Source organism: Actinopolyspora lacussalsi, from assembly GCA_030803735.1.
Classification (GTDB): domain Bacteria; phylum Actinomycetota; class Actinomycetes; order Mycobacteriales; family Pseudonocardiaceae; genus Actinopolyspora; species Actinopolyspora lacussalsi.
Genome location: JAURUC010000001.1, coordinates 941,513 through 968,398 on the forward strand (window position 1 = coordinate 941,513; position 26,886 = coordinate 968,398).

Annotated in this window: 23 protein-coding genes and 1 pseudogene; 18 read left to right on the forward strand and 6 right to left on the reverse strand. The window is 68.6% G+C overall.

From position 1 onward, the window contains the following. Positions 1 to 4: 4 nt before the first annotated feature. From J2S53_RS04105 to J2S53_RS04145, 9 genes and pseudogenes are all read left to right on the forward strand, one after another. Entirely contained in the window at positions 5 to 415 is a 411-nt protein-coding gene (locus tag J2S53_RS04105; protein WP_456239818.1) for a VOC family protein, read from the forward strand. Between the two features lie 191 nt (positions 416 to 606). Continuing rightward, a complete protein-coding gene (locus tag J2S53_RS04110; RefSeq protein WP_456239819.1) occupies positions 607 to 2,997 on the forward strand; it encodes an ATP-binding cassette domain-containing protein in 2,391 nt (796 codons plus the stop codon). A 223-nt stretch (positions 2,998 to 3,220) separates the two neighbouring features. Beyond that, the gene (locus J2S53_RS04115) at positions 3,221 to 3,568 is read left to right on the forward strand and encodes a hypothetical protein (protein ID WP_456239820.1); all 348 of its coding nucleotides are present in this window, start codon (positions 3,221 to 3,223) and stop codon (positions 3,566 to 3,568) included. A gap of 187 nt (positions 3,569 to 3,755) precedes the next feature. Beyond that, a complete protein-coding gene (locus tag J2S53_RS04120) occupies positions 3,756 to 4,049 on the forward strand; it encodes an NAD(P)H-binding protein (protein ID WP_456239821.1) in 294 nt (97 codons plus the stop codon). 17 nt (positions 4,050 to 4,066) lie between these two features. Further along, positions 4,067 to 4,117, forward strand: a pseudogene (locus tag J2S53_RS04125) (hypothetical protein); the annotation flags it as partial. 165 nt (positions 4,118 to 4,282) lie between these two features. Continuing rightward, a complete protein-coding gene (locus tag J2S53_RS04130; protein ID WP_456239822.1) occupies positions 4,283 to 4,606 on the forward strand; it encodes a hypothetical protein in 324 nt (107 codons plus the stop codon). A 267-nt stretch (positions 4,607 to 4,873) separates the two neighbouring features. Then, positions 4,874 to 5,884 (forward strand): TerC/Alx family metal homeostasis membrane protein, encoded by a 1,011-nt coding sequence (locus J2S53_RS04135; protein ID WP_456239823.1) that lies wholly within the window; start codon positions 4,874 to 4,876, stop codon positions 5,882 to 5,884. A 2-nt stretch (positions 5,885 to 5,886) separates the two neighbouring features. Further along, positions 5,887 to 6,051, forward strand: a complete 165-nt coding sequence (locus J2S53_RS04140) for a hypothetical protein (protein WP_456239824.1) — start codon at positions 5,887 to 5,889, stop codon at positions 6,049 to 6,051. A 725-nt stretch (positions 6,052 to 6,776) separates the two neighbouring features. Further along, the gene (locus tag J2S53_RS04145; protein WP_456239825.1) at positions 6,777 to 7,832 is read left to right on the forward strand and encodes a methyltransferase domain-containing protein; all 1,056 of its coding nucleotides are present in this window, start codon (positions 6,777 to 6,779) and stop codon (positions 7,830 to 7,832) included. Positions 7,833 to 8,443: 611 nt separating this feature from the next. Here the strand turns inward: J2S53_RS04145 and J2S53_RS04150 are convergent. Next, complete coding sequence (locus J2S53_RS04150; RefSeq protein WP_456239826.1) at positions 8,444 to 9,151, reverse strand: GntR family transcriptional regulator; 708 nt, start codon at positions 9,149 to 9,151, stop codon at positions 8,444 to 8,446. A gap of 59 nt (positions 9,152 to 9,210) precedes the next feature. Between J2S53_RS04150 and J2S53_RS04155 the strand changes: the two genes are divergently transcribed. After that, on the forward strand, positions 9,211 to 10,551 hold the full coding sequence (locus J2S53_RS04155) for an MFS transporter (protein ID WP_456239827.1): 1,341 nt from the start codon (positions 9,211 to 9,213) through the stop codon (positions 10,549 to 10,551). Here J2S53_RS04155 and J2S53_RS04160 read toward each other — a convergent pair. Continuing rightward, entirely contained in the window at positions 10,524 to 11,333 is an 810-nt protein-coding gene (locus J2S53_RS04160; protein ID WP_456239828.1) for an SAM-dependent methyltransferase, read from the reverse strand. The genes J2S53_RS04155 and J2S53_RS04160 overlap by 28 nt on opposite strands. 325 nt (positions 11,334 to 11,658) lie before the next feature. Between J2S53_RS04160 and J2S53_RS04165 the strand changes: the two genes are divergently transcribed. Then, positions 11,659 to 12,387: a pectate lyase gene (locus J2S53_RS04165; RefSeq protein ID WP_456242697.1), complete on the forward strand. Its 729-nt coding sequence runs from the start codon at positions 11,659 to 11,661 to the stop codon at positions 12,385 to 12,387. 111 nt (positions 12,388 to 12,498) lie between these two features. Here the strand turns inward: J2S53_RS04165 and J2S53_RS04170 are convergent, their stop codons facing one another. Both J2S53_RS04170 and J2S53_RS04175 read right to left on the reverse strand, forming a co-directional pair. Next, on the reverse strand, positions 12,499 to 13,491 hold the full coding sequence (locus tag J2S53_RS04170) for a DMT family transporter (RefSeq protein WP_456239829.1): 993 nt from the start codon (positions 13,489 to 13,491) through the stop codon (positions 12,499 to 12,501). 117 nt (positions 13,492 to 13,608) lie between these two features. Beyond that, positions 13,609 to 14,532: an LLM class flavin-dependent oxidoreductase gene (locus J2S53_RS04175; RefSeq protein WP_456239830.1), complete on the reverse strand. Its 924-nt coding sequence runs from the start codon at positions 14,530 to 14,532 to the stop codon at positions 13,609 to 13,611. 742 nt (positions 14,533 to 15,274) lie between these two features. Here J2S53_RS04175 and J2S53_RS04180 point away from each other — a divergent pair. Then, entirely contained in the window at positions 15,275 to 15,964 is a 690-nt protein-coding gene (locus J2S53_RS04180; protein ID WP_456242698.1) for a GntR family transcriptional regulator, read from the forward strand. Between the two features lie 70 nt (positions 15,965 to 16,034). Here the strand turns inward: J2S53_RS04180 and J2S53_RS04185 are convergent, their stop codons facing one another. Next, positions 16,035 to 17,519 carry an NAD-dependent succinate-semialdehyde dehydrogenase gene (locus J2S53_RS04185; protein WP_456239831.1) on the reverse strand — a complete coding sequence of 495 codons (1,485 nt, stop codon included), beginning with the start codon at positions 17,517 to 17,519 and terminating at the stop codon, positions 16,035 to 16,037. Between the two features lie 185 nt (positions 17,520 to 17,704). Between J2S53_RS04185 and J2S53_RS04190 the strand changes: the two genes are divergently transcribed. Beyond that, positions 17,705 to 18,817, forward strand: a complete 1,113-nt coding sequence (locus J2S53_RS04190) for an LCP family protein (RefSeq protein WP_456239832.1) — start codon at positions 17,705 to 17,707, stop codon at positions 18,815 to 18,817. 81 nt (positions 18,818 to 18,898) lie between these two features. On the opposite strand, the gene J2S53_RS04195 is transcribed toward J2S53_RS04190, so the two are convergent. Continuing rightward, the gene (locus J2S53_RS04195; protein ID WP_456239833.1) at positions 18,899 to 19,693 is read right to left on the reverse strand and encodes a lysozyme; all 795 of its coding nucleotides are present in this window, start codon (positions 19,691 to 19,693) and stop codon (positions 18,899 to 18,901) included. Between the two features lie 170 nt (positions 19,694 to 19,863). Here J2S53_RS04195 and J2S53_RS04200 point away from each other — a divergent pair, with 170 nt between their 5' ends. From J2S53_RS04200 to J2S53_RS04220, 5 genes are all read left to right on the forward strand, one after another. Further along, complete coding sequence (locus J2S53_RS04200) at positions 19,864 to 21,594, forward strand: ABC-ATPase domain-containing protein (RefSeq protein WP_456239834.1); 1,731 nt, start codon at positions 19,864 to 19,866, stop codon at positions 21,592 to 21,594. 121 nt (positions 21,595 to 21,715) lie between these two features. Next, positions 21,716 to 22,381 carry a phosphoribosyltransferase gene (locus J2S53_RS04205; protein WP_456239835.1) on the forward strand — a complete coding sequence of 222 codons (666 nt, stop codon included), beginning with the start codon at positions 21,716 to 21,718 and terminating at the stop codon, positions 22,379 to 22,381. 98 nt (positions 22,382 to 22,479) lie between these two features. Then, positions 22,480 to 24,912, forward strand: a complete 2,433-nt coding sequence (locus J2S53_RS04210; protein ID WP_456239836.1) for an ATP-dependent Clp protease ATP-binding subunit — start codon at positions 22,480 to 22,482, stop codon at positions 24,910 to 24,912. Then, positions 24,909 to 25,733 (forward strand): SAM hydrolase/SAM-dependent halogenase family protein, encoded by an 825-nt coding sequence (locus J2S53_RS04215; RefSeq protein ID WP_456239837.1) that lies wholly within the window; start codon positions 24,909 to 24,911, stop codon positions 25,731 to 25,733. Before J2S53_RS04210 ends, J2S53_RS04215 begins: the two co-directional genes overlap by 4 nt. Before the next feature lie 90 nt (positions 25,734 to 25,823). After that, a complete protein-coding gene (locus J2S53_RS04220) occupies positions 25,824 to 26,822 on the forward strand; it encodes an SMP-30/gluconolactonase/LRE family protein (protein ID WP_456239838.1) in 999 nt (332 codons plus the stop codon). Positions 26,823 to 26,886: the final 64 nt, after the last annotated feature.

Consider the following 26,886-nt stretch of genomic DNA (forward strand, 5'->3'; position numbering starts at 1 on the left):
CGCCATGAGCCTCACCATTCACTCCAGTTTCCTTCCGCACGAGGACCCGGAAGCCTCCCTGGCTTTCTATCGGGACGTGCTGGGATTCGAGGTCCGCAACGATGTCGGAAACGGCAGGATGCGCTGGATCACGGTCAGCCCCGCCGGGCAGCCCGGCACGTCCGTGGTTCTCGCTCCGCCCGTGGCAGAACCGGGGGTCACCGACGAGGAACGCCGCGTCATCACCGAGATGATGGCGAAGGGGACCTACGCCATGCTGCTGCTGGCCACCGACGACCTCGACGCCACCTTCGGCAGGCTGCGACTCGGCGATTCCGAGATCGTTCAGGAACCCGTCGAGCAGCCCTACGGCGTTCGTGACTGCGCCGTCCGCGATCCCGCCGGAAATCTGATCCGTATTCAGCAGTCGCGCTGACGCGGCCGGTGGGGACGGACACCGACCGCACGACGGGGTGCGGCCCCACCGTCGTCGAGGTCACCGGCAGGGTCACGGTGAGTCGTCGCCGGTCGTGTCGACGGTGCGCGATCGGACACACTGTTCGGAAGCGTTCGGGAGCACAACCGTCGACAGCGATGGCGAAGACGCGCCCAACACTGGGAGGCACGATGAGCACGACCGAGGAAACACACCCGCACTCACCCGTTTCGCACGCTGCCGACGGTCATGATCTCATCCGTGTGCACGGCGCGCGGGAGAACAATCTCACCGATGTCGGCATCGAGCTCCCCAAGCGTCGGTTGACGGTGTTCACCGGGGTGTCGGGCTCGGGAAAGAGTTCGCTGGTGTTCGACACGATCGCCGCGGAGTCGCAGCGCCTGATCAACGAGACCTACAGCGCCTTCCTGCAGGGGTTCATGCCCACGCTGGCTCGCCCCGAGGTGGATGTGCTCGACGGGCTGACCACGGCCATCATCGTCGACCAGGAGCGGATGGGGTCCGATCCGCGTTCCACGGTCGGCACCGCCACCGACGTCAACGCGATGTTGCGTGTCCTGTTCAGCAGGATCGGGCAGCCGCACATCGGTTCGCCGAAGGCGTTCTCGTTCAACGTGGCCTCGATCAGCGGTGCGGGGGCGGTCACGTTCGAGCGTGGCGGAAAAACCGTGAAGGAACGCCGCGACTTCAGCATCACCGGCGGCATGTGTCCACACTGCGAGGGCCGCGGCTCGGTCACCGATTTCGACCTGTCACAGATCTACGACGCCGACAAGTCGCTCAACGAGGGTGCTCTCACGGTTCCCGGCTACAGCATGGACGGTTGGTACGGTCGCATCTTCCGTGGCTGCGGCTTCTTCGACCCGGACAAACCGGTCCGCGACTTCACCGCGGAAGAGCTCGACGCGCTGCTGTACAAGGAGCCGACCAAGATCAGGGTCGACGATGTCAACCTCACCTACGAGGGGCTGATCCCCAAGATCCGCAAGTCGATGCTGTCCAAGGACGTCGAAGCGATGCAGCCGCACATTCGCGCGTTCGTGGAGCGGGTGGTGACCTTCACCGTTTGCCCGGAGTGCGACGGCACCCGGCTGAGCGAGGCCGCCCGCTCGTCGAAGATCGCGGGCATCAGCATCGCCGACGCCTGCGCGATGCAGCTCAGCGACCTGGCCGAGTGGGTCCGCGACCTCGACGAGCCGTCGGTGGCGCCGTTGCTGGCCACACTGCGGCACACGCTCGACTCGTTCGTGGAGATCGGACTGGGCTACCTCGGTCTCGACCGCTCAGCGGGCACGCTCTCGGGTGGTGAGGCACAGCGGGTGAAGATGATTCGCCATCTCGGTTCCTCGTTGACCGACGTCACCTACGTCTTCGACGAGCCCACCACGGGGCTGCATCCGCATGACATCGGGCGGATGAACGATCTGTTGCTGCGGCTGCGGGACAAGGGCAACACGGTGCTCGTCGTGGAGCACGAGCCGGAGGCGATCGAGATCGCCGACCACGTCGTCGACCTCGGTCCCGGTGCGGGAACGTCCGGGGGCAGTGTCTGTTTCGAGGGCAGCGTCGCCGGACTGCGGGCATCGGGCACGGTCACCGGACGTCATCTCGACGACCGGGCCGGGCTCAAGGAAGCGGTGCGCGAACCCACCGGCGCACTGGAGATTCGCGGTGCCGCGGCGAACAATCTGCGCGAGGTCGACGTCGACGTGCCGCTGGGGGTGCTCTGCGTGGTCACCGGTGTGGCCGGTTCCGGCAAGAGCTCGCTCGTGCACGGCTCGATATCCGCCGGGGAAGGGGTGGTGTCGATCGACCAGGGGGCGATCCGCGGCTCACGCCGGAGCAACCCGGCGACCTACACCGGACTGCTCGATCCGATCCGCAAGGCGTTCGCCAAGGCCAACGGTGTGAAACCGGCGCTGTTCAGTGCCAATTCCGAAGGTGCCTGCCCCAACTGCAACGGTGCCGGCGTCGTCTACACCGACCTGGCGATGATGGCCGGCGTGGCCACCACCTGCGAGGAGTGCGAGGGCAATCGGTTCCAGGCCTCGGTGCTGGAACACCACCTCGGTGGTCGTGACATCAGCGAGGTACTGGCGATGCCGGTCAGCCGAGCTCAGGAGTTCTTCGGCTCCGGAGAGGCCCGCACTCCCGCGGCCCACCGGATCCTGACGCGGCTGGCCGACGTCGGGCTCGGCTACCTCACCCTCGGTCAACCGTTGACCACGCTCTCCGGCGGCGAGCGGCAGCGACTCAAACTGGCCACCCACATGGGTGAGAAAGCCGGTGTCTACATCCTCGACGAACCCACCACGGGGCTGCACCTCGCCGACGTCGAGCAGCTGCTCGGGCTGCTCGACCGGCTCGTGGACTCCGGCAAGTCGGTCATCGTCGTCGAGCACCACCAAGCGGTGATGGCTCACGCCGACCGGATCATCGACCTCGGCCCCGGCGCGGGCCACGACGGAGGCCGAATCGTGTTCGAGGGCACCCCCGCCGAGCTGGTCGCCGCACGTTCCACCCTCACCGGCAGGCACCTGGCGTCCTACGTCGGCGGCTGACCGAGCCCCACAACCGCCTTCCCACGAGGACAGGGGGAGGCGGCTCGGGCTCAGGTGGGTGTTTTCCGCACACCGGTCCGTTCCTGACAGCGGCACGAGCCGGCCAGGGGGAATCGGGATAGATCGAACGCTAAGAGCTCGCGGCCAGGGTGTGTCACCCGCTCGGCGGGTCCGACGTACTCGATCATCGGTATCGCTGGGGCGCTGTGGTGCGGTGTGCTGGGTGTCGGGTGATTCTATGGACCGTCGTACCGACCGCCGCACCGAGCTCCACGAGGTGGCCCGCCAGCTGGCCCGGTACCACCACCGCGCCACCGACCCGGTCGTCGATGTCGAGGCTTGGCTGGCCGACCACGAACACCGGCGCATTCTCGACGTGCTGCTGGTCGTTTGGGACCGCGCCGACGCGCGGCTGCTGCAGTACTTCCGTCCGGATGCCGACGTGTGTGTGGCCGGGCATCTCGTGTCGTGGGCACGGCGCCGCGCCCACGATGCTGCCCGTCCCGACGAGATCCCCGAACAAGGCCCCGTCCCCGGACAAGGCCCCGGCGAACCGTGTGAAGGGGCTTGAGGAACATTCGTTCGGGGATCCCCAGCTGGGACGACTGTAAGCTGTAGAGGCCAGACTCCGGCTGAGACGGAGCGTCAAGGTTGTGCCTCGTCGTCGAATCGGGCGCGTGCGCGCTGGACGGCGGGCATGTTCACGGTGCTCCAGTGCAGAAGTGCCTCGATGAGTTCTTCGAGGGTCTCGCCCAGCGTTGAACGAGGAAGAGCTGGCGTCGGCGTTGGCCGGTGTCGACACGATCGTTTTCACCGCCGGGTCCAACGGTGGTGCCAAGGAGATCACGAAGACGATCGACGGCGAGGGGATCGATAAAGCCGTGAGTGCCGCCCGCCTCGCCCGGGTGGACCGCTTCGCGCTGGTCTCCGTGCTCCCGGAATCCTGGCGGGAGCGGGATCCGGGCGAGAACGTGGAGTACTACTTCGCCGTGAAGAAGAACGCGGACATCGCGCTCTCCCGCAGCGAGCTGGAAGCGAGCTGGATTGGCTGATCCTTCGTCCCTCGCTCCTGCTCGACGAACCGGGGAGCGGCACCGTCTCACTCGGCCCGGCCGAATTTCACGGCCAAATAGCTCGTGCGGACGTCGCCGAGACACTCGCGGAGCTGCTTGACGAGCCGCGCCTCGGGCGGCGGATCCTCGCGACAACATGTACAGGAACAACCGCGGCGGATAGCGTCAGGTCCCCCGGGGACGCTCCGGAATCGCCGGGGAGGGGAAGTCTCATGAGGACACGGGCACGTACCACTTGGCTGGTTACCGGGATCGCCGTCGTCGCGGTCGCGCTGATCGTGGCGCTCTTCACGGTTCCCAAGCTCCTTTCCTCGGACGAGGAGAGCAGGGAAACGATCTCGCACCGCGTCCAGCCGCGGCACACCGAGCACACCACCAGCGAGTACTGGACCGAAGAACGCATGCGCGAGGCGGAGCCTGCGGGGCCGGTCGCGATCAGCCCGGTCCCGTACAGCAAATTGGCCGCGAGCGCCGGGATCCTCATCGTCGCGGGAACGGCGCTGGTGTGGTTGCTGCGGCGACAGCGGCGGGGTTGACCTTTCGGTGGTCAGTGTGGCGAACGCTGTTGTACGTAACCGAATACTGTGGTTTCAGTACTGAACAAAACAAAACAACCAAAAGATGCAAAAAAGACAAAAGGTACCGAGTTGTCGAGACGGACGAATCGTCTCCTATACTCCATCGAGAGGGGAGTACTTCCTCGCGTTGACCCGGTCAGTACGGACATCAACACGGTGTCCCCGGGAAGCGGCCCCGCCCAGGGGTGAAGGAGACCTCGAACGACGTTGTTCGGGAGGTCTCGAATGTCGGATACCCCCCTGATGGTCGCCGCGGGGCCGCAGTCGGTGGGCACCCCGTGGTTGTGGGCGATCAGTATCGGTGTGCTGCTGGCTCTGTTGATCGCCGATTTCGCGGTCACGCACCGCCCGCACGAGGTGAAGATGCGGGAAGCGGTCGGCTGGTCGGTGTTCTACCTGGCGCTTCCGCTGGTGTTCGGGCTCGGACTGTGGTGGTGGTTCGGCTCCGATCAGGCCCTGGAGTTCTTCGCCGGGTTCGTGGTGGAGAAGTCCCTGTCGGTGGACAACCTCTTCGTGTTCATGCTGCTGCTGACCGCTTTCGCCGTTCCTACGGCGCTGGTGCAGCGTGTGCTGCTGTACGGCATCGTGGGAGCGCTGGTGCTGCGGGGCGTGTTCATCGCGATGGGGGCCGCGCTGCTGCAGGCGGGCACCTGGGCTTTCCTGGTGTTCGGGGCGATCCTGTTCGTGACCGCGGTGAAGATTCTGCGTGAGGCGCTCGGCGGTGATTCCGTCGAGCGCGACGTGTCGCAGATGCGTTCGGTGCGGTTGCTGCGCCGGTTGATGCCCGTCACGGAGGAGTACCACGGGGCGAGCCTGACGGTGCGGCAGGCGGGCCGTCGTGCGTTGACACCGATGGCCGTCGTGGTGGTGGCGGTGTTCGCCACCGACGTGGTCTTCGCCGTGGATTCCGTGCCCGCGGTGTACGGCATCACCGAGGATCCCTACCTGGTGTTCACCACCAACGCGTTCGCGCTGCTGGGACTGCGGGCGTTGTATTTCGTGCTGAGTTCGGTGCTGAGTAAACTGGTGTATCTCAACCACGGACTGGCACTGATCCTGGCGTTCATCGGTGTGAAGCTGATGCTGCACTGGGCGCACGGGGTCTGGCCCGCCGTTCCCGAGATCGCCACCCCGGTCTCGCTGTCGGTGATCGTGCTCATCCTCGTGGTGGTGACGGTGGCCAGCCTGCGGGCCAGGAGCCGGGCCGTGGAGAAGGAGTCGGCGAACGGGGGCTGAGCATGCTCATCGAAGTTCTCGTCGAGGTCGGTATCACCGTTTTCGTGGTGCTGGCGCTGTTGATCAGCTGCGCGGTGCTGGTGTCGGCACGACCGCCGCGGTCGTCGTGCAAGGCTGCGGCTGCCCGCAGGGGAGGCGGGCAGCCGCTGTTCCCGCGGGGATCCTGATCCTCCCGGAGACGACGGTCGTCATGAACACCCCGTATCCAGGGGCACGGGGTGTTGGTCGCCGAGGAAGGCGACTTCGAGCGCATCCCCGCGTACAGCCCCACGTGCCGGTGGCGCTGCAGACGCGCCGCATGTAACAACGGACGCACGTCGTGCCTGAGCGCTTCACCTGGTTCGTGTTCTGTGAAGGTTATGCGCTCAATCGGTGAGCGGGGGTCGCTCGGAGGTGCTGGATTCCGGTGACGATGTGGGTTCTTCGTTGAAGACGAACGAGTGAGCGACGGTAGCGACTGGCCAGGATGTTCCTGTTTTCAGGTGGGAGATGGTGCGCTCGACCGGGTATTTCGGGAAAGCTGTGACCGCGTTGGATTTTTCTCTGTCCGGGGCGAGTTTTCCATTTTTCGGTGTTTTGGTGGGGTGGGGTATGGCGTTTGCCGGTTAACCGAGATCGCCGATGGGGTTGGCGTGATTCGATGTCTCATGCAGTGATGAGTTCCGAGACACCGTGAGGATGTCGGTGGTCAGCCTCGGACGTCTCGCGGCAACTCATCACCACCGGAGCCCCGCTTTCCCAACCATCATCCCCGCTGAACAGCTATGGCATAATCCTGAACCGCTGAGATCGCCTCCATGACGTACGGGCGACAAGCGGGTTGGAATTCCACTCGCTGATCATGCGGTTTCGGCTGGTATTTTGGCCGACGGAAGGGATAAGGACGGTGGCGATGCGTTTACTGGCGCGGACCTTGCGTGGGTTGGAGGACGTCGCCGCCAGGGAAATAGACGAGTTTGGTTTCGGCCGGGTCGAACACAGCCGTCATCGCGAGGTGTGGTTCACCACGGACCGTCCCGACCCCCGCCTGTCGGACCTTCGGACCGTCGACGATCTGTTCCTGCTGGCCGAGGTCATCGAGGGCGTCGGGCACACGAAGACGGATCTGGCCAGGCTGGTCGATGCCGCCCGGGCGAGCGATTCGAACGAGCTGCTGTGGTGTCGGAGCCGCTGCGGCGGCTCCGACACCACGACGAGCGTGGACGTCGCCGCATCTTTCCTCGGTAAGCGCAACTACAACCGCTACGACATCGAGGACGCCGTCGGTACCGAGCTAGCGGAGGCTGTCGGGCTGCCCTACTACTCCCGACGAGAGGGCAGTGCTCCGCCTGAAGGGTCATCGTCGTTCAGGGTCACGATCGAGGGCACCCAGGCGGTACTGGCCCTACGCATCCGTGACCGGCCACTGCACCGCAGACGCTACAAACAAGCCTCGACGCCGGGGACCTTGCACCCACCGATGGCCGCTGCCATGGCCTTGCTGGCGGGTGCCAGTCCGGGGGATACCATGCTCGATCCCTGCTGCGGAACGGGTACGATCCTTATCGAGGCCGCCGATCTGGGGCTGGGGACACGGCTGCTCGGTGTCGACCATGACCGGAATGCGCTGGAAGCGGCCACGGCGAACGCCGCCTTGATGGGCACCGCAGCGACCTGGCTTCTGGCCGATGCGGGCAGGTTGCCCGTCGATTCCGGTCGGGTCGATCGGATCGTGAGCAATCCTCCCTGGAACCGCCAGGTGCCCGCTCACGGTTCGCTGACCGCGCATCCGGATCGATTCTTCACGGAGATCCGGAGAATTCTGTCTGCCACGGGGCAGGCGGTGCTACTGCTGCACGACGTGGAGGAACAGTGTTCCGTGGCGAAGGCCAGCGGGCTGCAGGTCCACGACATCCGCCGGCTGAGCCTGTTCGGCACGCACCCATCGGTCGTCACGTTCACCAGGTGAGTGGATCATGTGCCGCCGCCGTTTGGCGGCGGTGATTGTCTCCCGGCTACCTGGAAGGTGTCGAGGTGCCCTCCCGGCCCGTCGCGGCACGTTCGTAGTCAGCCCGCTGAGCTACTGCCCGAGCTGTGCACCGAGATCTCACTCCAGAGGGTGCGTACCGCGTGCCGCAGGGTCCGCCGCGGACTCCAACCGAGTAGATCCAGGCCGAACGGGGATCGATGCGCTCCCAATCGTCGTCCGATCCGGCCGGTGCCGGAAGCTCCACGAGCCGGGGCGGAACGGGGCCGACTGGACTCCGGAGAGTTCGCGACGTGCGCGGGCTTTTCCGGTGTGGGCCGCGCTGCGCGGGCTGGGGCGGGCCGGTGTGGTCGAGTTGATCGAGGCCTCGTGTGCCCACGCGCGCCGCTTCGCCGAACTCCTGTCCGCGGAGCCACAGGTCGCTGTGCTCAACGAGGTCGTGCTAACCAGGTGCTGGTGCGGGTCGCCGAGCAGGTGCTCGCGCGCCGCCCGCCGGAGGTGAGGCGCTGTTTCCGGTGCGGATACGCCCCGGACACAGCCTTGCCGGGTGTCTTTGCCCTCCCACCTGCCGTCGTCCGGGGGCGGGGCTGGGCTCACTGCCCGGGAGTGGGGAAGTCCTCGCTCATGCCGATGGCTCGCATCGTGTGGGTCAGGTGTTCGCGCAGCCTACGTTTGGCCTCGGCCGCGTCGCCGTCGCGGAGGGCGGTGACCAGTCCGTTGTGCTGTTCGGTGACCGCGGTACGCCGGGATGCTTCGTGGGTGCGGGCGGTTGATGTGATGCGTAGTTGGCGGTCGCGGAGCGCGCTGTAGAGGTCGGTGACCACGGGGCTGTCGGCGGCGGCGACCAGCTGTGCGTGGAAGTCGCGGTCGGCCTCGTGCATCTCGGAGTCGGAGAGTTCGCCGGGGTCGCAGGCGGGGTGGTCGAGCAGCCGTCGTCCGACCGTGACGAGGTGTCGCTCCCCGAGGGCGGCGAGTTTGTCGATCGCGAAGCTTTCCAGGGCGAGACGGGCTTCCAGCAGTGAATGCGCTTCGGCCGGGGTGATCGGTACGACCAGGGCACCCCGTTTGGGGTACAGCCGTAGGAATCCCTCGCTCTGCAGCCGCAGGAAGGCTTCCCGGACGGGGGTGCGGGACATGCCCAGTGTTTGGGCGATCTCCCCTTCGGACAGCAGGTGCCCGTCGGGGTGGCTGCCGTCCAGCAGTCCTGCTTTGACGTGCCGGTAGGCGCGGTCCGTGGCGGGTTGCCGCTGCCGCTCGCCGGAGGGGGGAGGGGCCGTCTCCGAGGGTGTTGTGTTCGACACGGTGTCATTCTACTTCCACCCGGCTTGTATCTAAGATGCATACAAGTTTGGAGGTGGGTGTGCGCGTCACGATCGGCCCTTCGGAATCCTCGGTCACCGAGTCCGTCCCGACGGCGACGTCACGACGGGCCTGGCTCGTGTGGTCGGTGGCGGCGGCGTGTTACTTCGTGGCGCTGTTTCACCGGGCGAGTCTGGCGGTGGCCGCCGATGCGGCGCTGGATCGGTTCTCGGCCGGCCCTGCCGCGTTGTCTGTTCTCTCGGCGCTGCAGCTGGGGATCTACCTGGCGTTGCAGATCCCGGCGGGTGTCCTGGCCGACCGGATCGGCCCGCGACGACTGATCACCGGGGCCACGTTGGCGTTGGCCGTGGGTTCGGCGGTGTTCGCGGTCAGCGCGTCCCTCGTGGGCGGGTTGGCGGGACGTGCGTTGATCGGTCTCGGTGACGCGTTCCTGTTCACCAACGTCCTGCGGCTGGCCGCGCATTGGTTCCCGGCCGAGAGGTTCGGCAGGATCGCGGCGTTGACCGGGTTGGTCGGCGGTGTGGGCCAGTTGGCGGCCACCGCTCCGCTCGCCACCTCGCTGCGTGTGCTGGGGTGGCTGGGCACGTTTCTGGGGGCGGCCGGGTTGACCGCGGTACTGGCGGTGTCGGCCTGGGCGATGGTGCGAGACCGGCCCCGGGTGGTGGACTCCGGTGATGCCGTCGGCCGGCCATCGTCGGCTCGGGAGGTCGAGCCGGTGCGGGTGGCGCTGCGGGCTGTGGTGACCACGCCCGGCACGTGGCACTCGTTCTGGGTGCACTTCGTGATGATGGGGCAGTTCGTGGCGGTGACGGTGCTGTGGGGGCCGCCGTGGTTGATGCGGGCGCAGGGCTACGGTGCCGCGGCGGCGGGGAACTGGGTGTTGCTGTGTGTGGCGGGGTTCCTGGTGGGGGCTTGGGCGTGTGGGCAGTTCGTGGCGGGGCGACCGGCACGTCGGGAGCGGTTCGTGCTGGTGTTGTCGTTGCTGCTGGCCGTGGTGTGGCTGACCGTGATCGGCTGGCCCGGAGTGCTGCCCGTCGCGTTGCTGGCGGTGTTGCTGGTGCTGATCGGAATCGGTGGCGGGGCGGCGATGCTGGCTTTCGACGGGGCCAGAACGGTCAACGCGGCACACCGGTCGGGGCTGGCGGTGGGTACCGCGAACATGGGTGGCTTCACCGCCGCTGTGCTGATCCAGCTCGCCGTTGGTGGGGTGCTGCGGGTGGCCGAGGGGCTGGCGGCGGGCCCGTCCTACCGGTTGGCCTACGTGCCGGTGTTGCTGGTGATCGTGGTGGGCGCGCTCGGCCAGCTCCGGCAGTCGCGGCGCGCCCGTGGGGTTGGCCGGGGGCGAGCTCGGTTTCAGGGCACGCGTCCGACTCCGACGTAGCCGTATCGGCAGCTTTGCTGTTCCTCGCTCAAGGCTTGTTGGGCGGGACTCCAGTCGGGGTAGTGCACGAGTCCGGGTGGAACCAGCTCGGTTCCGGAGAACCAGCCCGCGACTTCGTCGTGGCTGCGCAGCACCAGTTGTTCGTCGGCGTGCTCGTAGGAGGCCACGACCTGGTCGATCTCGTCCCGCAGGTCGGCGGGCAGGTCGTCGTCGCTGGCTTGTGAGATCGCCAGGTAGCTGCCGGAGCTGAGTCGCTCGCGGTAGGTGGCGATGATGTCACCGGGCCGGTCCCGCGGGCCGATGAACAGCAGGACACCGACGATGAGCAGCCCGACGGGGCGGGAGAAGTCCAGCAGTTCGCGGGTTTCCGGATGGTCGAGGACGGACCGGGGGTCGCGCAGGTCGGCGTTGAGGATCGTGACGTTGGGGTTGTCGGCCAGTTCGGCGCGGGAGGTGTTGTAGGCGATCGTTTCGTAGTCGACGTAGACGACTCGCGCTCGTGGGTTGTGCTGTGCCGCGATTTCGTGAACGTTGCCCACGGTGGGGATGCCCGAACCGAGATCGAGGAACTGGTCGATTCCCTGTGCGGCCATGTAATGCACGGCGCAGCGCAGGAAGGAACGGTTGAGCTGCGCTCCCAGTGACCAGCGGGGCGCTGATTTCTTGATGCGTTCGGCCAGTTGCCGGTCGGCTTCGGTGTTGTGATTGCCGCCGAGGAACACGTCGTAGAGCCTGGCTGAGTTCGGGCGGTCCCCGTTGAGTTCCGCTGTCTTCTCGTCCATGGGGTGCTCGCGTTCGGTGTCGGGTGATCTTGTCGGCCACACTCTACGTGCGCTGCCGGTGACTGCCCAGTTCTCGACAGTGACAGTGGTGGGGGCTCGGCGGTCCGCGATGGTTGCCCGGCGCGTGAGTGAGGACCGTGCGAACCAGCGCGCACGGAGCGTTCGGAGCAGTCGGCGGGGAAGATCGGGCACTGGGGCAGGGGGCAGGTCCGACCTAGCCTGTTTTGGAAAGCGTTTTCTTTCCCGGCAGGAAAAGGTAAGAGCTTTGTTGACAGGTATTTCGTCCCGAATTCGGAAAAGTCTGTACCTGGCGACGTTGTCCACGATGACGGTGCTGGGAACGGTGGTGGCGGTTCCGTACGGACACGCAGAAGTGCCCGTACCGGATGCGCGGGGAGAGCAGGCTGTGGATGCCACGATCACTGTCGAGGGCACGATGGACGGTGGTCTGACCCGATACTACGGCGAGGGAGAGCTCGGCAGTGGTGACCAGACCGAGGGGCAGCCACCGATCTTCGAGCTCGCCGACGGGGCCACGCTGCAGAACGTCATCATCGGCGCCCCGGCCGCCGACGGGATCCACTGCGAGGGTTCCTGCACCCTGCGCAACGTGTGGTGGGAGGACGTCGGCGAGGACGCCGCGACGTTCGACGCCGACTACGCCTCGGCCACGATGACCGTGCGGGGCGGCGGTGCCCAGTACGCCGCGGACAAGGTGTTTCAGGCCAACGGCGCGGGAACCATGACAATCAGTGACTTCCGGGTCGAGGACTTCGGCAAGCTGTACCGCTCCTGCGGCAACTGCAGCGATCAGGTCGACCGCCACGTGGTCATCGACGATGTGACCGCCACCGCTCCCGGCGACACGCTGGCCGGTGTCAATATCAACTACGGTGACACCGCCGAGTTCTCCGACATCACGATCGTCGGTGGTTCCGAGATGGGAATCTGCTCCTGGTACGAGGGCATCGAGGACTCCGGCGAGCCCGAAGAGGTCGGCAGCGGTCCGGGGGTGAACTGCCTCTACGACCAGTCCGACATCACGTTCGAATGACCTGTCGCCACTGCCGGATCCCGACAGTGGCGAGGCCGTCCGTCCCGCGTCGGCGATGTCGGGCGCGGGACGGGCTCTCGTTCCCGAATCGGAATAACCCTCACGGTGCGGTCAGGGGAGGCCGTTCCGGTCCCGCTGCTCAGCCCGATCGGTCCAGGAGGCACTGTCACGCGGTTTCTCACCGGTGTTCGTGAAGCGGCGGTGGAACGAGCCGGACGCGGAGGCGGCGTAGGCACTGGCGAGTATCAGGGCGCAGCCGAGCAGCTGCGGGAGCGTCGGCCGTTCGCCGAGGACGAGAGCCCCCAGGAGGAGAGCACCGACCGGGCTCAGCATGAGCAGAGCCGAGCTGACCGTGCTGCTCAGCCGAGAGGCCGCCAGGGCGACCAACAGCCAGCCGCCGACCTGGCCGCACACCGCCGTCAGGGCCAACCATCCCAACGCCGCCCAGCCGGGTGTCACAGTGATGCCCTGCCACAGCACTCCAACGGTGACCGAGACGGCGACTGCCGAGATGAGCACGCCACAGTAGGACTGCACCACTCCTTCGGTGCGCCCGCCGCGGCGCAGCAGGAACAAAAATCCCGAGTAGCACAACGCGGCCAGCACGGCGTGGACCGTTCCGCGTGCCGGAGCGTCGCCGGAGACTCCGGTGCCGAGGATTCCGCCGGTGAGCACGATGCCCGTGCCCATGCAGCCAACGACGACCGGGAAGGAGCGCGGTAGACGCTCGCGGTCGACGAGTGAGCTCAGCAGTGGAACGATGATCACCTGCGTGTTGACCAGCACCGCGGTCACCCCGGCGCCGACCTCGAGGATCGCCTGCGTCCACAACATCGCGTCCCCGGCGAAGAAGGCTCCTGCCGCCGCCGCGACGGCACCGCCGCGCCACGACAGCCCACCCGTCCGGCGCCGTTCACCGCGGGCCAGCGGCCACAGCAACGGCAACGCGAGCGCGCACCGAAAGAACGTGGCAGTGCCCGGTGACGCGGCGGACAGGTCGATGAAAATTCCGGACGTGGCGATACCGAGCGCGCCCAGAGCGACCGCGGGCCGGGGTCGTACACGAGCCGCCCGCGAGAGGATCATGCCGGCATCGCGGTCCATGTCCCGAGACGATGGCCGTTCGCCGTGTGGTCGAGCAATCCGTTTATCGGGTTGTCGTATCGGCCTCTGAACGCCGCGCTGCGCATGTGCGCCGGGCGGGGAGTGGCGGTGGGTGGTTCATAGCCGGTTGAGGACGGGCACGGCGCGGTCGAGGGCGTCGCCGCGGACGACCCAGCGGGTGATGCCCCACCCGTGGCGGGCGGGGTGGAGCTGCTCGATGATTTCGTCGGTGGTGCCGATCCAGAGGTAGGGCACGGCCAGGATGTCCTCGATCGGCGTGTCGAGCTGCTCGGCGAGGGGCGCGGCAGCGGCGTGCCGGTCCTCGGTGACCACGACCTGCTGCACGATTGCCTCCACGCTCGGTCGGTTCGTGCCCGCGGCCCGTGCGCCGCGGTGGATCCGCTCGACGTGTGCGTCCACGCGTTGCGGTGACCAGGACACGGTGTGGGAGTGCCCGTCGGGCAGCGTGCGGCCCAGTCCGGACAGCCCGACGGTGTCGGCGTGCGCCCCGCCCCAGCGCAGCAGGTCCGGGTTGGCGCCGCCGACCAGCAGCGGTATTCGTTGTTGGATCGGTCGGGGTGCCTGCAGGGACACGTCGCGCAGCGTCGCGAGCTCCTCGGCGGGAACGGTGGATCCGTCGAGCAGTTGGCGTACGGCCGTGGCCACGGTGCGCAGCCTGCGCACTCGCGCGGCCGGGGAGGGGCGGGTGTGTCCGGTCATTTCCCATTCGGCGGGGGTGTGTCCGGCTCCGAGGCCGATCTCGGCGCGACCGTCGGAGATCACGTCCAGGGTGGCCGCGTCGGTGGCGATCAGCAGCGGGTCCCGCACGCCGGTGTTGAGGACGTAGGTGCCCACTCGCAGTGTCGAGGTGGCGGCTGCCGCCGCGGCCAGGGCCACGAACGGTGATGCGCCGACACCTGGGTGGTCGGCTGCCAGCAGCGCCCGAACGCCCAGGTCCTCGCAGCGGCGTGCCAGCTGTGTCCACGTGTCCGTTTGGTCCGGGGTGGCCTGTACCGAGATCTCGATCCGTTCGTCCGTCACGGGCACACCGTGTCACTGGTGTGGGGCGGTGTGGCACCGATCGGTGTTGCGCGGAGAGCGAATCCGTGCGTTCGGGGCCGTTCGGTTTCGGGTGTTGGTGGTGTCCGTTCGATTGTCGGTGGTGTCCGGCCGGTCCTGGTGCGTTGTGGTTGGCGCCCGGCGGGGTGGTGTGCTCTGCGTCACCCGGTGGTGGTGGAGCTGTCGCGTCCGGTTGTGGAGCGTCGCGTGACGGGTTGTGGGTTTCTGGTCACGGTCGGTTTTTTCGTCGGGGTCGAGTGCCCTTCGTGGTTAGGGCACCGGTGACCAAGGGGGTAGCATTGTCAACAATCGGCGTCTTGAGTTGTGATGGTCGGGCGCCGTTGTGCGTGCCCGTTCGGGCGCGCACACGTGAAGGGAGTTTTCGGTGGCGCGTACCGCGAGCGCGAATGCGCTGTTGGCGGCACGCGTGCCTCCGCTACTCGTGACGAGCGAGGATCGTCCGTCACCGAGACGCCGATCGTGCCGAGACCTGTGCGGGTGGCGAAACGGGCGCGGGGGTGTTCCGCGTTCGGGTGTCGTTCCTGTCGCTGTTTCGGACGCGGATGTGGTGTGTCATGCGTGTTCACCGGGTCTTGTTCGGTCGGGGGCCGGTTCTGTCCGGGTGGCCGGTCGGACTTGTTTCCGGGAGCGCGTCGTCGACGTGCCGCAACCGCCCCGCTCCCGCGGTCAGGGGTGGGGACCTCGAATGACGAGAGGGTGCGAGATGTTGGGAGTCGACGAACAGAACCAGGCCGGGGAGTTGGAACCGGTTCAGCGCAAGTCCACGGCGGCGATCGTCGCCGATCAGTTGCGTGCGGCGATCATGTATGGCTCGTTGGCTCCGGGGAGTCAGCTGGGTGAGGCCGATCTCGCCACGCAGCTGGGTGTCAGTCGTGGGCCGCTGCGGGAGGCGATGCAGCGCCTCGTTCAGGAAGGACTGCTGCACAGTGAACCCCACCGGGGTCTGTTCGTGACCACGATGGAGCCCGAGGATGTCCACGATGTGTATGTCGCGCGGCTGGCGGTCGAGCGCAGCGCGTGTGAGCAGATCGTGCGGCATCACCGGGTGGACGCGGTGGCGGAGCTGACCGGGGCGCACGCCAAGATGGTCGCTGCCGTGGCCAAGGATGACCGTGACGGGCTCACCGAGGCCGATCAGGAGTTTCACGAGACGCTCGTGGCGGCTTCTCGCAGCCCTCGGCTGCAGCGGATGGCGCAGACGTTGTTGGTGGAGAAGCGGATGTGTCTGGCCGCGTTGGTTGATACGTATCCGGCGGACACGCAGGCGTTGGTCGATGAGCACAAGGGGCTGGTGGATGCGATCGAGGCCGGGGACGAGGGGTTGTTGCTGTCGCGGTTGGAGGAGCACATGAACGATGCGTTGCAGCGGTTGACGGCTTCGCTCGAGCAGTAGACGCACCCGCGTATCCGGGCGGCCCGTCGTGGCGGCGACGGCGCCGCTCGGATACGGGAGTGCGCCCCTGTCACAGCCCGCCGACGGCGATGTATTTGGTTTCCAGGTATTCGTCGATGCCGATCTTGCCGCCTTCGCGGCCGATGCCGGATTGTTTGACTCCGCCGAAGGGTGCGGCGGCGTTGGAGACCACGCCCTGGTTGAGTCCGACCATGCCGGTCTGCAGGGATTCGCTGACGCGGAGCGCGCGTGGCATGTCCCGGGTGTAGGCGTAGCTGACCAGCCCGAATTCGGTGTTGTTGGCGGCGGTGACGGCTTCGTCCTCGTCGGTGAAGGTGCTGATCGGCGCTACGGGCCCGAACACTTCTTCGCTGGTCAGGCGGGCGGATGGGGGGACATCGGTCAGGACTGTGGGCGGGTAGTAGTAGCCGGGTCCGGTTTCGGCTTTGCCGCCGGTGAGTACGCTCGCGCCCTGGCCGACGGCGTCGTCGACGAGTTCGGTGACTTTGTCGCGTTGGGCGGAGTCGATCAGCGGGCCGACTTCGACGTTGTCGCCGACACCGCGTCCCAGGCGCAGTGCTCGCATGCGCCGGGTGAGTTTGTCGGTGAATTCCTCGGCGATGTCGCGGTGCAGGTAGAAGCGGTTGGCCGCGGTGCAGGCTTCACCGATGTTGCGCATTTTGGCCAGCATGGCCCCATCGACGGCGGCGTCGACGTCGGCGTCGCCGAAGACCAGGAACGGGGCGTTGCCGCCGAGTTCCATGGAAGTTTTGAGTACTTGTCGGGCGGATTGTTCGATCAGGGTGCGTCCCACCGGGGTGGAGCCGGTGAAGGTGAGTTTGCGGGCGCGGGGGTCGGTGATCAGCGGGCGCATCACCTCGTCGGCGTTCCGGGCGGTGATGATGTTGAGCACGCCGTGGGGCAGTCCCGCTTCGGTGAGGATCTCGCCCAGGGCCAGCATGGTCAGCGGTGTCTGGTGGGCGGGTTTGATCACCATGGTGCAGCCCGCCGCCACGGCGGGACCGATTTTTCGGGTGCCCATGGCCATGGGGAAGTTCCAGGGGGTGACCATCAGTGACGGTCCGACCGGTTGGCGTGTGACCAGCATCCGTCCGCTGCCGTTGGGGGAGACGGCGTAATCGCCGTCGATGCGGACGGCTTCCTCGGCGAACCAGCGGAAGAATTCGGCGGCGTAGGTGACTTCGGCGCGGGACTCGGCCAGCGGTTTGCCCATTTCCAGCGTCATCAGCAGGGACAGGTCCTCGTGCCTGCTGGTGATCGTCTCGAAGGCGCGCCGCAGGATCTCGCCGCGGTGGCGGGGCGGGTACGAAGCCCAGGAGGACTGGGCCCGGTCGGCGGCGTCGAGTGCGCGCAGCGCGTCGTCGGCGGTGGCGTCGGGCACGGCGCACAGGGTCGTGGTGGTGGAGGGGTCTTCGACGGTGAAGGTGCGTTCCGCGGCGGCGGACTGCCATGTTCCGTCGATGAGCAGACCGCGGGGCACGGTGTCGAGGACGGTGGTTTCCCTGGGGTGGTGTGGCTGGTCGTGGGTGTTCATGACTTGATGATGCCTTTCGGTGTTCGGGCCGGGACAGTCGACAGGGCCGATGGTGGCGGTCGGTGTCGGTTCGGGCGCGTTGTGTGGTGACCGGTGGGGCTGTGGGGCTTGTCGGGTGATTCCGGGTGTCTGTCGGGTGATGGCCCGTTTCGGCGAGGGTGGGGGACGCGGATAAATTACCGGGCATGAGCGATTGGTCGGCGAAGCAGCCGAACGGGCGAGGCTCGGCGTCCCGCGGGCAGCAACGGGGCGGATACGACTACTACCGTGCCGGCGGTTCGCGCGGGGGGAGGTCGTCGTCCCGCGGGCATTCCGGTTCCGGTTCGGCTTCGACCCCCAAGCGCGGGAAGAAACGACGGTGGGGCCGCGGGATCGGTCTCACGCTGCTGCTGGTGGTGCTGCTGCTGGTGGGCCTCGTGGTCTATGTCGACAGTTCGCTGCAGCGCACCGACGCGTTGGCCGACTACTCGGGGCGGGTCGAGGACACGCCCGGCACGAACTGGTTGTTGGTGGGTTCCGACAGCCGTGAGGGACTCGACGAGTCGCAGCGTGAGGAGCTTTCGGCGGGCGATGCCGGAGGCAGGCGCACCGACACCATGATGCTGATGCACATTCCCGCCGGTGGAGGCAAACCGGTACTGGTCAGTCTGCCGCGGGACTCCTCGGTGCCCATCGCCGGGCACGGGCGGAACAAGCTCAACGCGGCGTTCGCGTTCGGCGGCCCGCAGCTGCTGGTGCGCACGGTGGAAACGATCACCGGGGTGCACATGGATCACTACGCCGAGATCGGCCTGGGGGGATTCGCCAATCTGGTCGAGTCGGTCGGCGGGGTCGAGATGTGTCTGGACCAGCCGATGGACGACCCCAAGGCGGGTGTGAACCTCTCCGCCGGGTGCCAGCGGCTCGACGGGTCGCAGGCGTTGGGTTTCGTGCGCAGCCGCGCCTACGCCGACGGGGATCTGCAGCGGGTGGAGAACCAGCGCAAACTGCTGGGGGCGTTGATCGACAAGACCACCAGCCCGACGACGTTGCTCAACCCGTTCCGGACGTTTCCGCTGATCTCGGCCACCGGCGACACGTTCCTGCTCGACAACGGTGATCACGTGTGGCACCTGGCGGGGCTGGCGGGAGCGATGGGCGACATTTCCTCCGGCGAGGGGTTGTCCGGCACGGTGCCCATCGCCGGGTTCGACAGTCTCAACGGCCAGTCGGTGGTGCAGTGGGATTCGCAGCGGGCGTCCCGGCTGTTCGAGGCCATCGCCGCCGACCGGGCTGTTTCCGAGCAGATGCTGGGCTAGCGGCGGCCACCGGAGGCACCGGCTGGGGCCGGTGCCCGTCCGGACTCGGGATGTGGGGCTGCTGGTCTCACACTGCGGGTGTCACGGGGCCGTGGTGGCGAACCGTTTCAGCGCGGCCATGTCGCCGTTGAACAGGTTCTGGTCGCCGGGAAACGTTCCCCGGTTGTCGTGTTGCCAGATCGCGTGACTGCCCCAGCCCGCGGGAAGCTCCCCCACCCGTGGGCCGTACCGCGCGACCCACAGGGGATTGTTGCCCGCGAAGTCCGGGTTGGCCGAGGTGCAGGTGTTCCACCAGTGCCGGGTGGTGTAGATGGCGGGGAAACGGTCGGTCAACGAACGGTAGGTGTCGCTGAATTCGGCGATCCAGTCGGACATGGCGGCGGGGGAGAGCCCGTAGCAGTCGTCGGGCCCGTACGGGTTGTACTCGATGTCCAGCGCTCCCGGCAGGGTGTGCCCGTCGGGGGACCATCCGCCGCCGTTGGCGACGAAGAACCGGGCCTGTTCGGCCGCGCCGGACAGGTCGGGGCGGCCGAAGTGGTAGGCCCCGCGCAGCATTCCCACACGCAGCGCCCCTTCGTACTGCGACGAGAAGGTCGGGCTGCGGAACCCGGTGCCTTCGGTGGCTTTGACGTAGCTGAATCGGGCGCCCCGGCGCCAGGCGGAGTTCCAGTTCACCGTGCCCTGGTGCCCGCTGACGTCCATCCCGGCGACGGTGGCGCCGGAGGTGAGAGGGCTGGGGGCGTGGGTGGCCGCTGCGGCGGGTGTGGCCAGTCCCACCACGGTGACAGCGAGCACACCCGCCAGGCGGGCCGCGCGGCGCGGTTTCGTCCCGGGGTGTCGACGTGATCGGCTGGCTGCGGAGCTGACATCGCTCACGACGGTGATCCTCCTCGATGATTCGGGTGGTGACGATCGCGCGTTCAAACACGCACCGTGTCGCCGTGACCCGGCTGGGAGGCTACCGAAAGCGCCCCGTCAGGCCCTGTCACACGCGCCGGGGAGAACTCGATTGGATATTCACCGACGGCTCGGGTACCCATCGGGGGATGGCACAACGAGCGAGTAACAATCGTGGCCCGAGTGGGCGTGGTCAATCGGCCGAACCGACCAATCGCACCGCCCAGGGGCTACGCGACCAACTCAGGTCGATGCACGGCGCCAGCTACGGGCGCTACAAGTCGCTGACCGGCACCTGGTCCTTCGACGGGTTCACGCTGCAGATACAGCGGGTCCAGCCCGACCCCTACGCCCCGGCCAGCCGCTGCGAAGTCCGCGTCACCCCCGAACACGCCGGGTTTCCCCCCGACCTGTGGTCCAACCCGGCACGAGCCCGCGGGCTCGCCGGGGTGCTGGTGCGGGCGGTGCACCGCCGACTCAAAGACAGCAAACTCAGCGTCGACGCGGGCAGGCAACAGGTCCTCGACCGCAGCGCCTGCCAGATCGTCGACGGCACCGTGGTCCTGCGCCTGGGCATCGACATGCCCGGACGCGGACGCAGCATCGACGGCAAGCAGGCCGAGCAGGCGCTGTGCCGCGATCTGCCCGACACCGTCGAGGCCGCGCTGCGGTGGCACACCGCCGACCAGTCCCGGGTGCGTGAGTTCGTCGACTCCATCGAGGACACCGACGCGCTGCGGCGCGAACTCGCCCCGCACAACCTGGTGGCCTTCGTCGCCGACGGCGCGGTGCTTCCCCGCCGCAGCGGCATCGACGACCGCCCGCTGCAGCAGGCAGTGCCCTTCTCCTCCCCGGAATCGCTGCGGGTGGAGTTCGACCTGCCCAACCGGGGGCGCGTGTCCGGCATGGGCATCCCCGAAGGCATCAGCCTGATCGTCGGCGGTGGTTTCCACGGCAAGTCCACCCTGCTGCGCGCCCTGGAACACGGCATCTACGACCATGTTCCCGGCGACGGCCGGGAGCTGGTGGTGTGCACCCCCGACACCGTCAAGGTCCGCGCCGAGGACGGCAGGCGCGTGCACCGCGTCGACGTCAGCCCCTTCGTCAGCCACCTGCCCACCGGCTCGGACACCAGCGACTTCTCCACCGACAACGCCTCGGGCTCGACCTCGCAGGCAGCCTCGATCGTCGAAGCGGTCGAAGCCGGGTCGAACGCGCTGCTGCTGGACGAGGACACCGCCGCGACCAACCTGATGATCCGCGACGCGCGGATGCAGGAACTGGTGGCCAAGGACTCCGAGCCGTTGACACCGTTCCTGGACCTCATCCGCCCGCTGCACCAGCGGCACGGGGTGTCCACCGTGATGGTCATGGGCGGCTCCGGTGACTACATGGACGTCGCCGACCGGGTGCTGATGCTGGACTCCTACCGCTGCTACGAGGTCACCGACCGAGCCCGCGCCCTGGCCACCACCCCCACCGGGCGGCATCGGGAAGCCGAGACGTTTCCCGACACCCGTGCCCGCGTGCCCGACCCCAGGTCGATCGAGACCGACCGGCCGAAGGTGCGTTCGCGCGGCACCGACGCGTTGACCTTGGGACAGTCCACCGTGGAACTGCGGGCCGTGGAACAGCTGGTCGACCCCAGCCAGGTCACCGGCATCGGCCTGGCGCTGGTCACCTGCGCCCGCTCCGGCATGCTCGACGGCAGCCGCACCGTGCACGAGGTGCTCGACGCCTACGACGCCGAAGTCGCCAAACGCGGCATCCACGCCGTCGACGACCGCTACGTCGGCGACTTCGCCGTGCCGCGTCGTTTCGAACTCGCCGCCGCGCTCAACCGGCTGCGCACCCTGCGCGTCGGGGCCTTCCGGGACTGACAACCCCGCCCGCACCGTGTCAGGTGGGTTTTCCCCGCACATCGAGGTGGGCACCCTGACACCAGGGACCTCGGGACGTCGACGGCGCCGCACCCGCACCGCGGCCCGAAGGAGGCCGACCATGGGCAACCGCGATGCCTTCGACAGCGACACGGTCTACACCGACCGCGCCCACGCGGGGCGTGTCCTGGCCGGGCAACTGGCCCAGCACCGGCTGGTCGAGCCGGTGGTGCTGGGGCTGGCCCGCGGCGGGGTGCCGGTGGCCGCGGAAGTGGCCGCGGCGCTGCACGCCCCGGTGCGGGCCTGCGTGGCCCGCAAGATCGGCGCACCCGGCCAGCCGGAACTGGCGTTGGGCGCGGTGGCCGCGCAGGGCCCGCCCACCTACGACCAGCGGCTGCTGGGGGCCTTCGGGCTCGACGCCGAACAGCTCAGCACCCAGTGCCAGCAGCAACGGGCCGAGGCCCGCAGGCAGGAGCGGGCCTACCAGCACGAGGCGCCGGTGGAACTGTCCGGCCGGGACGTGATCGTCGTCGACGACGGGCTGGCCACCGGCGCCACCGCCCGCGCCGCGATCCGGCGAGTCCACCAGGACGAGCCGGCCCGCGTCGTGCTGGCCGTGCCGGTCGGTTCTCCCGAGGCCGTGGCGGCGCTGTCCGGCGAGGTCGACCTGCTGGTGTGCCCCAGCACTCCCACCGCGTTCTCCGCGGTGGGGCAGTGGTACCGCGACTTCCGGCCGGTCACCGACGAGGAGCTGCACCGGCTGCTGGGCCACGGCGTGCCGGGATAGGCACCACCCGCACACCGCCACATCGGTATTGGCCAGGATGGACAGCGTGATCACCGTGGGACCACACCACGACCAGCCACGCCGATCGGGAGTGCGACGTGAGTAGCGGCCGGGCCTTCGAACCGTCACCGGGTGTCGAGTCGCTGCTCGACGAACTGCTGCGCGCCCGCGGCGATGACACCGGCAGCGACACCACCCACCGCGGGCAGACCGGTGTGCTCGACGAGCAGGCCCGCACGGTGCTGTCCACAGCCGTGCACGCCGCCCGCGACTGGGGCCACACCGCCCTCGACGACACCCACCTGCTGTGGGCACTGACCCAGACCGGCCCCACCGCCTCGATGCTGCGCGAGACCGGGGTGGCCGTGGACCGGCTGGCCCGCAGCCTGCGCACCCTGGCCGGGGCGCACGAGGCCACCGGCGGCTCGGCCGACCCGCGCCCCTGGCTGACCAGCGCCGCACGGCACGCCCTGCTGGGTTCCTACCGGCAGGCGCGGCACGAGGGCGCCGCCCAGCTCGGGACGCGGCACCTGCTGCTGGGTGTGGCCACCGACGCCGACTCCGCGGCGGGGCGAGCACTGGCACGGGCGATCGAACAGGGCGAGCACCACCGCGCCGGCCCCGCCGAGCACACCGAGCAGGACCACCACGACACCACGCACCCCGCCACGCCGTGGCTGGACGAGTTCGGTGTGGACATCACCGCCCGCGCCGCCGCGGGCGACATCGACCCCGTGACAGGACGGGACCACCAGATCGACCAGATCGTGGAGGTGCTGGCACGGCGCGGCAAGAACAGCCCCGTGCTGCTCGGGGAGGCCGGAGTGGGCAAAACCGCCATCGTGGAAGGGCTGGCCCACCGCATCAGCACCAACACCGCGCCGCCGCTGCTGGCGGGCCGCCGACTCGTCTCCCTCGACGTCACCGGCCTCGTCGCGGGCGCGCAACACCGCGGGGACTTCGAACGACGACTGCGGGAACTGCTGCGTGAAGTCACCGAACACCGGCAGGACCTGATCGTGTTCGTCGACGAGATCCACGCGCTGATCGGCACCGGAGCCGGTGACGGCGCGCTGGACGCGGCCACCGTGGTCAAACCCGCCCTGGCACGCGGTGAACTTCCCCTGATCGGCGCCACCACCACCGAGGAATACCGCAGGCACATCGAAAAGGACCCGGCCCTGGAACGACGGTTCCACCCCGTCACGGTGCCCGAACCCACGGTGGCCGAGACCACCGCGATCCTGCGGGGACTGCGGCAGCGCTACCAGCAGCACCATCGCATCCGCATCGACGAACGGGCGCTGCGGCACGCCGCCACGCTGGCCGAGCGCCACATCCCCGACCGTTTCCTGCCCGACAAGGCCGTCGACGTGCTCGACCAGGCCTGCGCCCGCCTGCGACTACGGCACGACCGCGAGCCCACCGGCACCGCCACCCGGCCACTACTGGGAACCGACACCGTCACCGAAGTCGTCGCCGAGCGCACCGGCCTGCCGCTGACCGAACTCGGCACCACCGAACGCGGCAAACTCCGCGAACTCGACACCCGACTGTCCGAACGCGTCATCGGCCAGCCACAGGCCACCCGCACCGTCGCCGACGCCATCCGCCGCGCCCGCACCGGCCTGTCCGACCCGGACCGCCCGTTGTGCAGCTTCGTGTTCACCGGCCCCACCGGGGTGGGCAAAACGGAACTGGCGCGGGCGCTGGCGGCCGCGCTGTTTTCCGACAGCGACCGCACAGTGCGGTTCGACATGGGCGAATTCCAGGAAAAGCACAGTGTCTCCCGCCTGATCGGTGCCCCACCCGGCTATCTCGGCCACGACGAACCCGGCCAACTCACCAACAGCATCCGCACCCACCCCTACAGCGTGCTGCTGCTCGACGAGATCGAAAAAGCCCACCCCGACATCCTCAACACGCTGCTGCAGGTGCTCGACGCGGGCAGGCTCACCGACTCCAACGGCACCACCGTGAACTTCAGCAACACCGTGGTGATCATGACCTCCAACATCGGAGCCGAGCAGGCACTGCTCGCCGCCGAGCCCGACCAGTCTCCGTTCGACCCCGTCGCCGCGCTGAGCGCGCGGCTGCGACCGGAGTTCGTCAACCGCATCGACGAGATCGTGCCGTTCCAGCCGCTGACCACCGACGCGCTGGTCGACATCGCCGAGTCGCTGCTGGAGCACACCCGGCAGCGGCTGCGCAGCCGGGGTATGCGGCTGGAGATCACCGAGCCCGCCGTGGCATGGCTCGTGCACCGCGGCGAACACCGCGAGTTCGGGGCGCGGCAGCTGCGGCGGGTCATCGAACGGGAACTGCACAACCGCATCGCCACCCTGCTGACCGAACACCCCGCCCCGGAGGGCAAGACCGTGCACGTCGACCTCGACGAACAGGAAACACTGACCGTGCGGCTGGCCGGGGCACAGCGGCACACCGACGGCGACCGCCCCACCGAGCCGGGCCGAGCGAGCACACCGGTCACCACCCCGGCCGGCGGCGACGGTGCCACGATGGAGCCATGAACGATCAACCGCGCTACCCGTGGATCTCGTTTACCACCGACTACGGCACCGCTGACGGGTTCGTCGCCGCCTGCCGAGGAGTGCTGGCCCGCCACGCCCCCGGCGCGTCGGTCATCGACATCAGCCACCACATTCCCCCACAGGCGATCACCGCCGCCTCGGCGGTGCTGACCCAGACCGTGCCCTACCTGCCCACCGCGGTGCACCTGGTCGTCGTCGACCCCGGTGTGGGAACCGCCCGGCGCGGCATCGCACTGGAAACCACCTCCGGCAGCCTGCTCGTCGGGCCGGACAACGGTGTGCTGCTCGCCCCGGCCGACCGGCTCGGCGGGATCACCACCGCCGTGGAACTGGCCGAACCGGACTGGTGGCTGCCCGACGTCTCGGCCACCTTCCACGGACGCGACGTCTTCGCCCCCGTGGCCGCGGCCGCCGCGCTGGGCGCCGACATCCGCACAGCGGGACCCGTGCTCTCTCCCGAACAACTCGTGCCAGCCCCCACACCCCACTCCAGCAGCCACGGCCGCAACGTGCGGGCCCAGGTGATCACCATCGACCACTTCGGCAACCTGCAGCTGGCGCTGCCCGCGACGCGGGCACCCTGGAACCACGGCGACCCGCTGCTGATCACCACCCCCACAGGCCGGTTCACCGCCCGGTACGGCCGCACCTTCGGCGACGTCGCCGAGGGCGACTGCCTGGTCCTGGCCGACTCGGCCGGGCATCTGGCCGTGGCCGTCAACACCGCCTCGGCCGCCGCCCACCTCGACATCGACCGCGACCAGATCCTCGACATCACACCCGCCGACCAGGACACATAACCACCACGGACCCGCCACGCCACCGCCGCGTCACCCGACGGCAGCGCCGTCGTTGTCCCCACACCGCCGCCCACACACCAGGAGCCGACCATGACCACCGGGATCCGCCCCCGTGGGTGGCGCCCACCCCGAGCCCGCCGCACCCAGCCACGACGGCTCGCCGCCCCGCGCCTGCTGCCGGTCAACGGCCTCGGGCCCGAAGACGTCGTGCTCGACGAACACGACCGGATCATCACCGGCGTCGACGACGGCCGCCTGCTCGCCCTCGACCAGGACGGGCGGCAGCTGCGGGTGCTGGCCGACACCGGCGGCCGTCCGCTGGGCATCGAAACGCTGCCCGACGGGGCGCTGCTGGTCTGCGACGCCGAACGCGGGCTGCTGCGAATCGACCCGCGGCACGGCCACGTCCACACCCTGCTCCCCGGCGGCGGCCCGGGACGGCCAGCACTGTGCAACAACGCCGCCGTAGCCACCGACGGCACCGTGTACTTCAGCGACTCCTCCCGCCGATTCCCACTGTCCCGGTGGCGGCACGACCTCATGGAACACTCCGGCACCGGCCGGTTGTGGCGCCTACCGCCGGACGGGCCCGCCGAGGTGCTGCTCGACGGGCTGCAATTCGCCAACGGGGTGGCACTGACCCCCGACGAGACGAGCGTGGTGGTGGCCGAAACCGGCGCCTACCGGCTGCGCCGCGTGATGCTGACCGGGCCCCGCGCGGGCAGCAGCGACACGATGCTGTCGGCGATGGCCGGTTTCCCCGACAACATCTCCACCGGCACCGACGGGCTGATCTGGGTGACCCAGGCCGCGGCACGCAGCCGCCTGCTCGACACCGCCCACACCCACGCCCCGGCGCTGCTGCGCCTGGCCGCCGCACTACCGCAACCGCTGCAACCACAGCCCGCCGAAACGCTGTGGCTGCTGGCCGTCGACACCCACGGGCGAGTGATGCACGAACTCGCCGCGCCGGTGGGCGACTTCGGGATGGTCACCGGAGTGCGCCAGCACCGGGGCACGCTCTACCTCGGCAGCCTGACCAGCCGCGCCGTAGCCACCCTGCCGCTGGAGCCCGCGACCCCACACTGACGCACCCACCGGCGGTGAACATCCCCGACCGCGCCGCGTGCTGCCCGGCTGATCGTTTCAACAC

Excerpts from the sequence above, each read along its gene's own strand:
- J2S53_RS04220 (WP_456239838.1), top strand. The coding sequence starts at position 25,824 with ATGACCACCGGGATCCGCCCCCGTGGGTGGCGCCCACCCCGAGCCCGC.
- J2S53_RS04160 (WP_456239828.1), bottom strand. The coding sequence starts at position 11,333 with ATGGACGAGAAGACAGCGGAACTCAACGGGGACCGCCCGAACTCAGCC.
- J2S53_RS04105 (WP_456239818.1), top strand. The coding sequence starts at position 5 with ATGAGCCTCACCATTCACTCCAGTTTCCTTCCGCACGAGGACCCGGAA.
- J2S53_RS04200 (WP_456239834.1), top strand. The coding sequence starts at position 19,864 with ATGGCACAACGAGCGAGTAACAATCGTGGCCCGAGTGGGCGTGGTCAA.
- J2S53_RS04140 (WP_456239824.1), top strand. The coding sequence starts at position 5,887 with ATGCTCATCGAAGTTCTCGTCGAGGTCGGTATCACCGTTTTCGTGGTG.
- J2S53_RS04130 (WP_456239822.1), top strand. The coding sequence starts at position 4,283 with ATGAGGACACGGGCACGTACCACTTGGCTGGTTACCGGGATCGCCGTC.
- J2S53_RS04135 (WP_456239823.1), top strand. The coding sequence starts at position 4,874 with ATGTCGGATACCCCCCTGATGGTCGCCGCGGGGCCGCAGTCGGTGGGC.
- J2S53_RS04205 (WP_456239835.1), top strand. The coding sequence starts at position 21,716 with ATGGGCAACCGCGATGCCTTCGACAGCGACACGGTCTACACCGACCGC.
- J2S53_RS04170 (WP_456239829.1), bottom strand. The coding sequence starts at position 13,491 with ATGGACCGCGATGCCGGCATGATCCTCTCGCGGGCGGCTCGTGTACGA.
- J2S53_RS04185 (WP_456239831.1), bottom strand. The coding sequence starts at position 17,519 with ATGAACACCCACGACCAGCCACACCACCCCAGGGAAACCACCGTCCTC.
- J2S53_RS04165 (WP_456242697.1), top strand. The coding sequence starts at position 11,659 with ATGACGGTGCTGGGAACGGTGGTGGCGGTTCCGTACGGACACGCAGAA.
- J2S53_RS04180 (WP_456242698.1), top strand. The coding sequence starts at position 15,275 with ATGTTGGGAGTCGACGAACAGAACCAGGCCGGGGAGTTGGAACCGGTT.
- J2S53_RS04190 (WP_456239832.1), top strand. The coding sequence starts at position 17,705 with ATGAGCGATTGGTCGGCGAAGCAGCCGAACGGGCGAGGCTCGGCGTCC.
- J2S53_RS04110 (WP_456239819.1), top strand. The coding sequence starts at position 607 with ATGAGCACGACCGAGGAAACACACCCGCACTCACCCGTTTCGCACGCT.
- J2S53_RS04145 (WP_456239825.1), top strand. The coding sequence starts at position 6,777 with ATGCGTTTACTGGCGCGGACCTTGCGTGGGTTGGAGGACGTCGCCGCC.
- J2S53_RS04215 (WP_456239837.1), top strand. The coding sequence starts at position 24,909 with ATGAACGATCAACCGCGCTACCCGTGGATCTCGTTTACCACCGACTAC.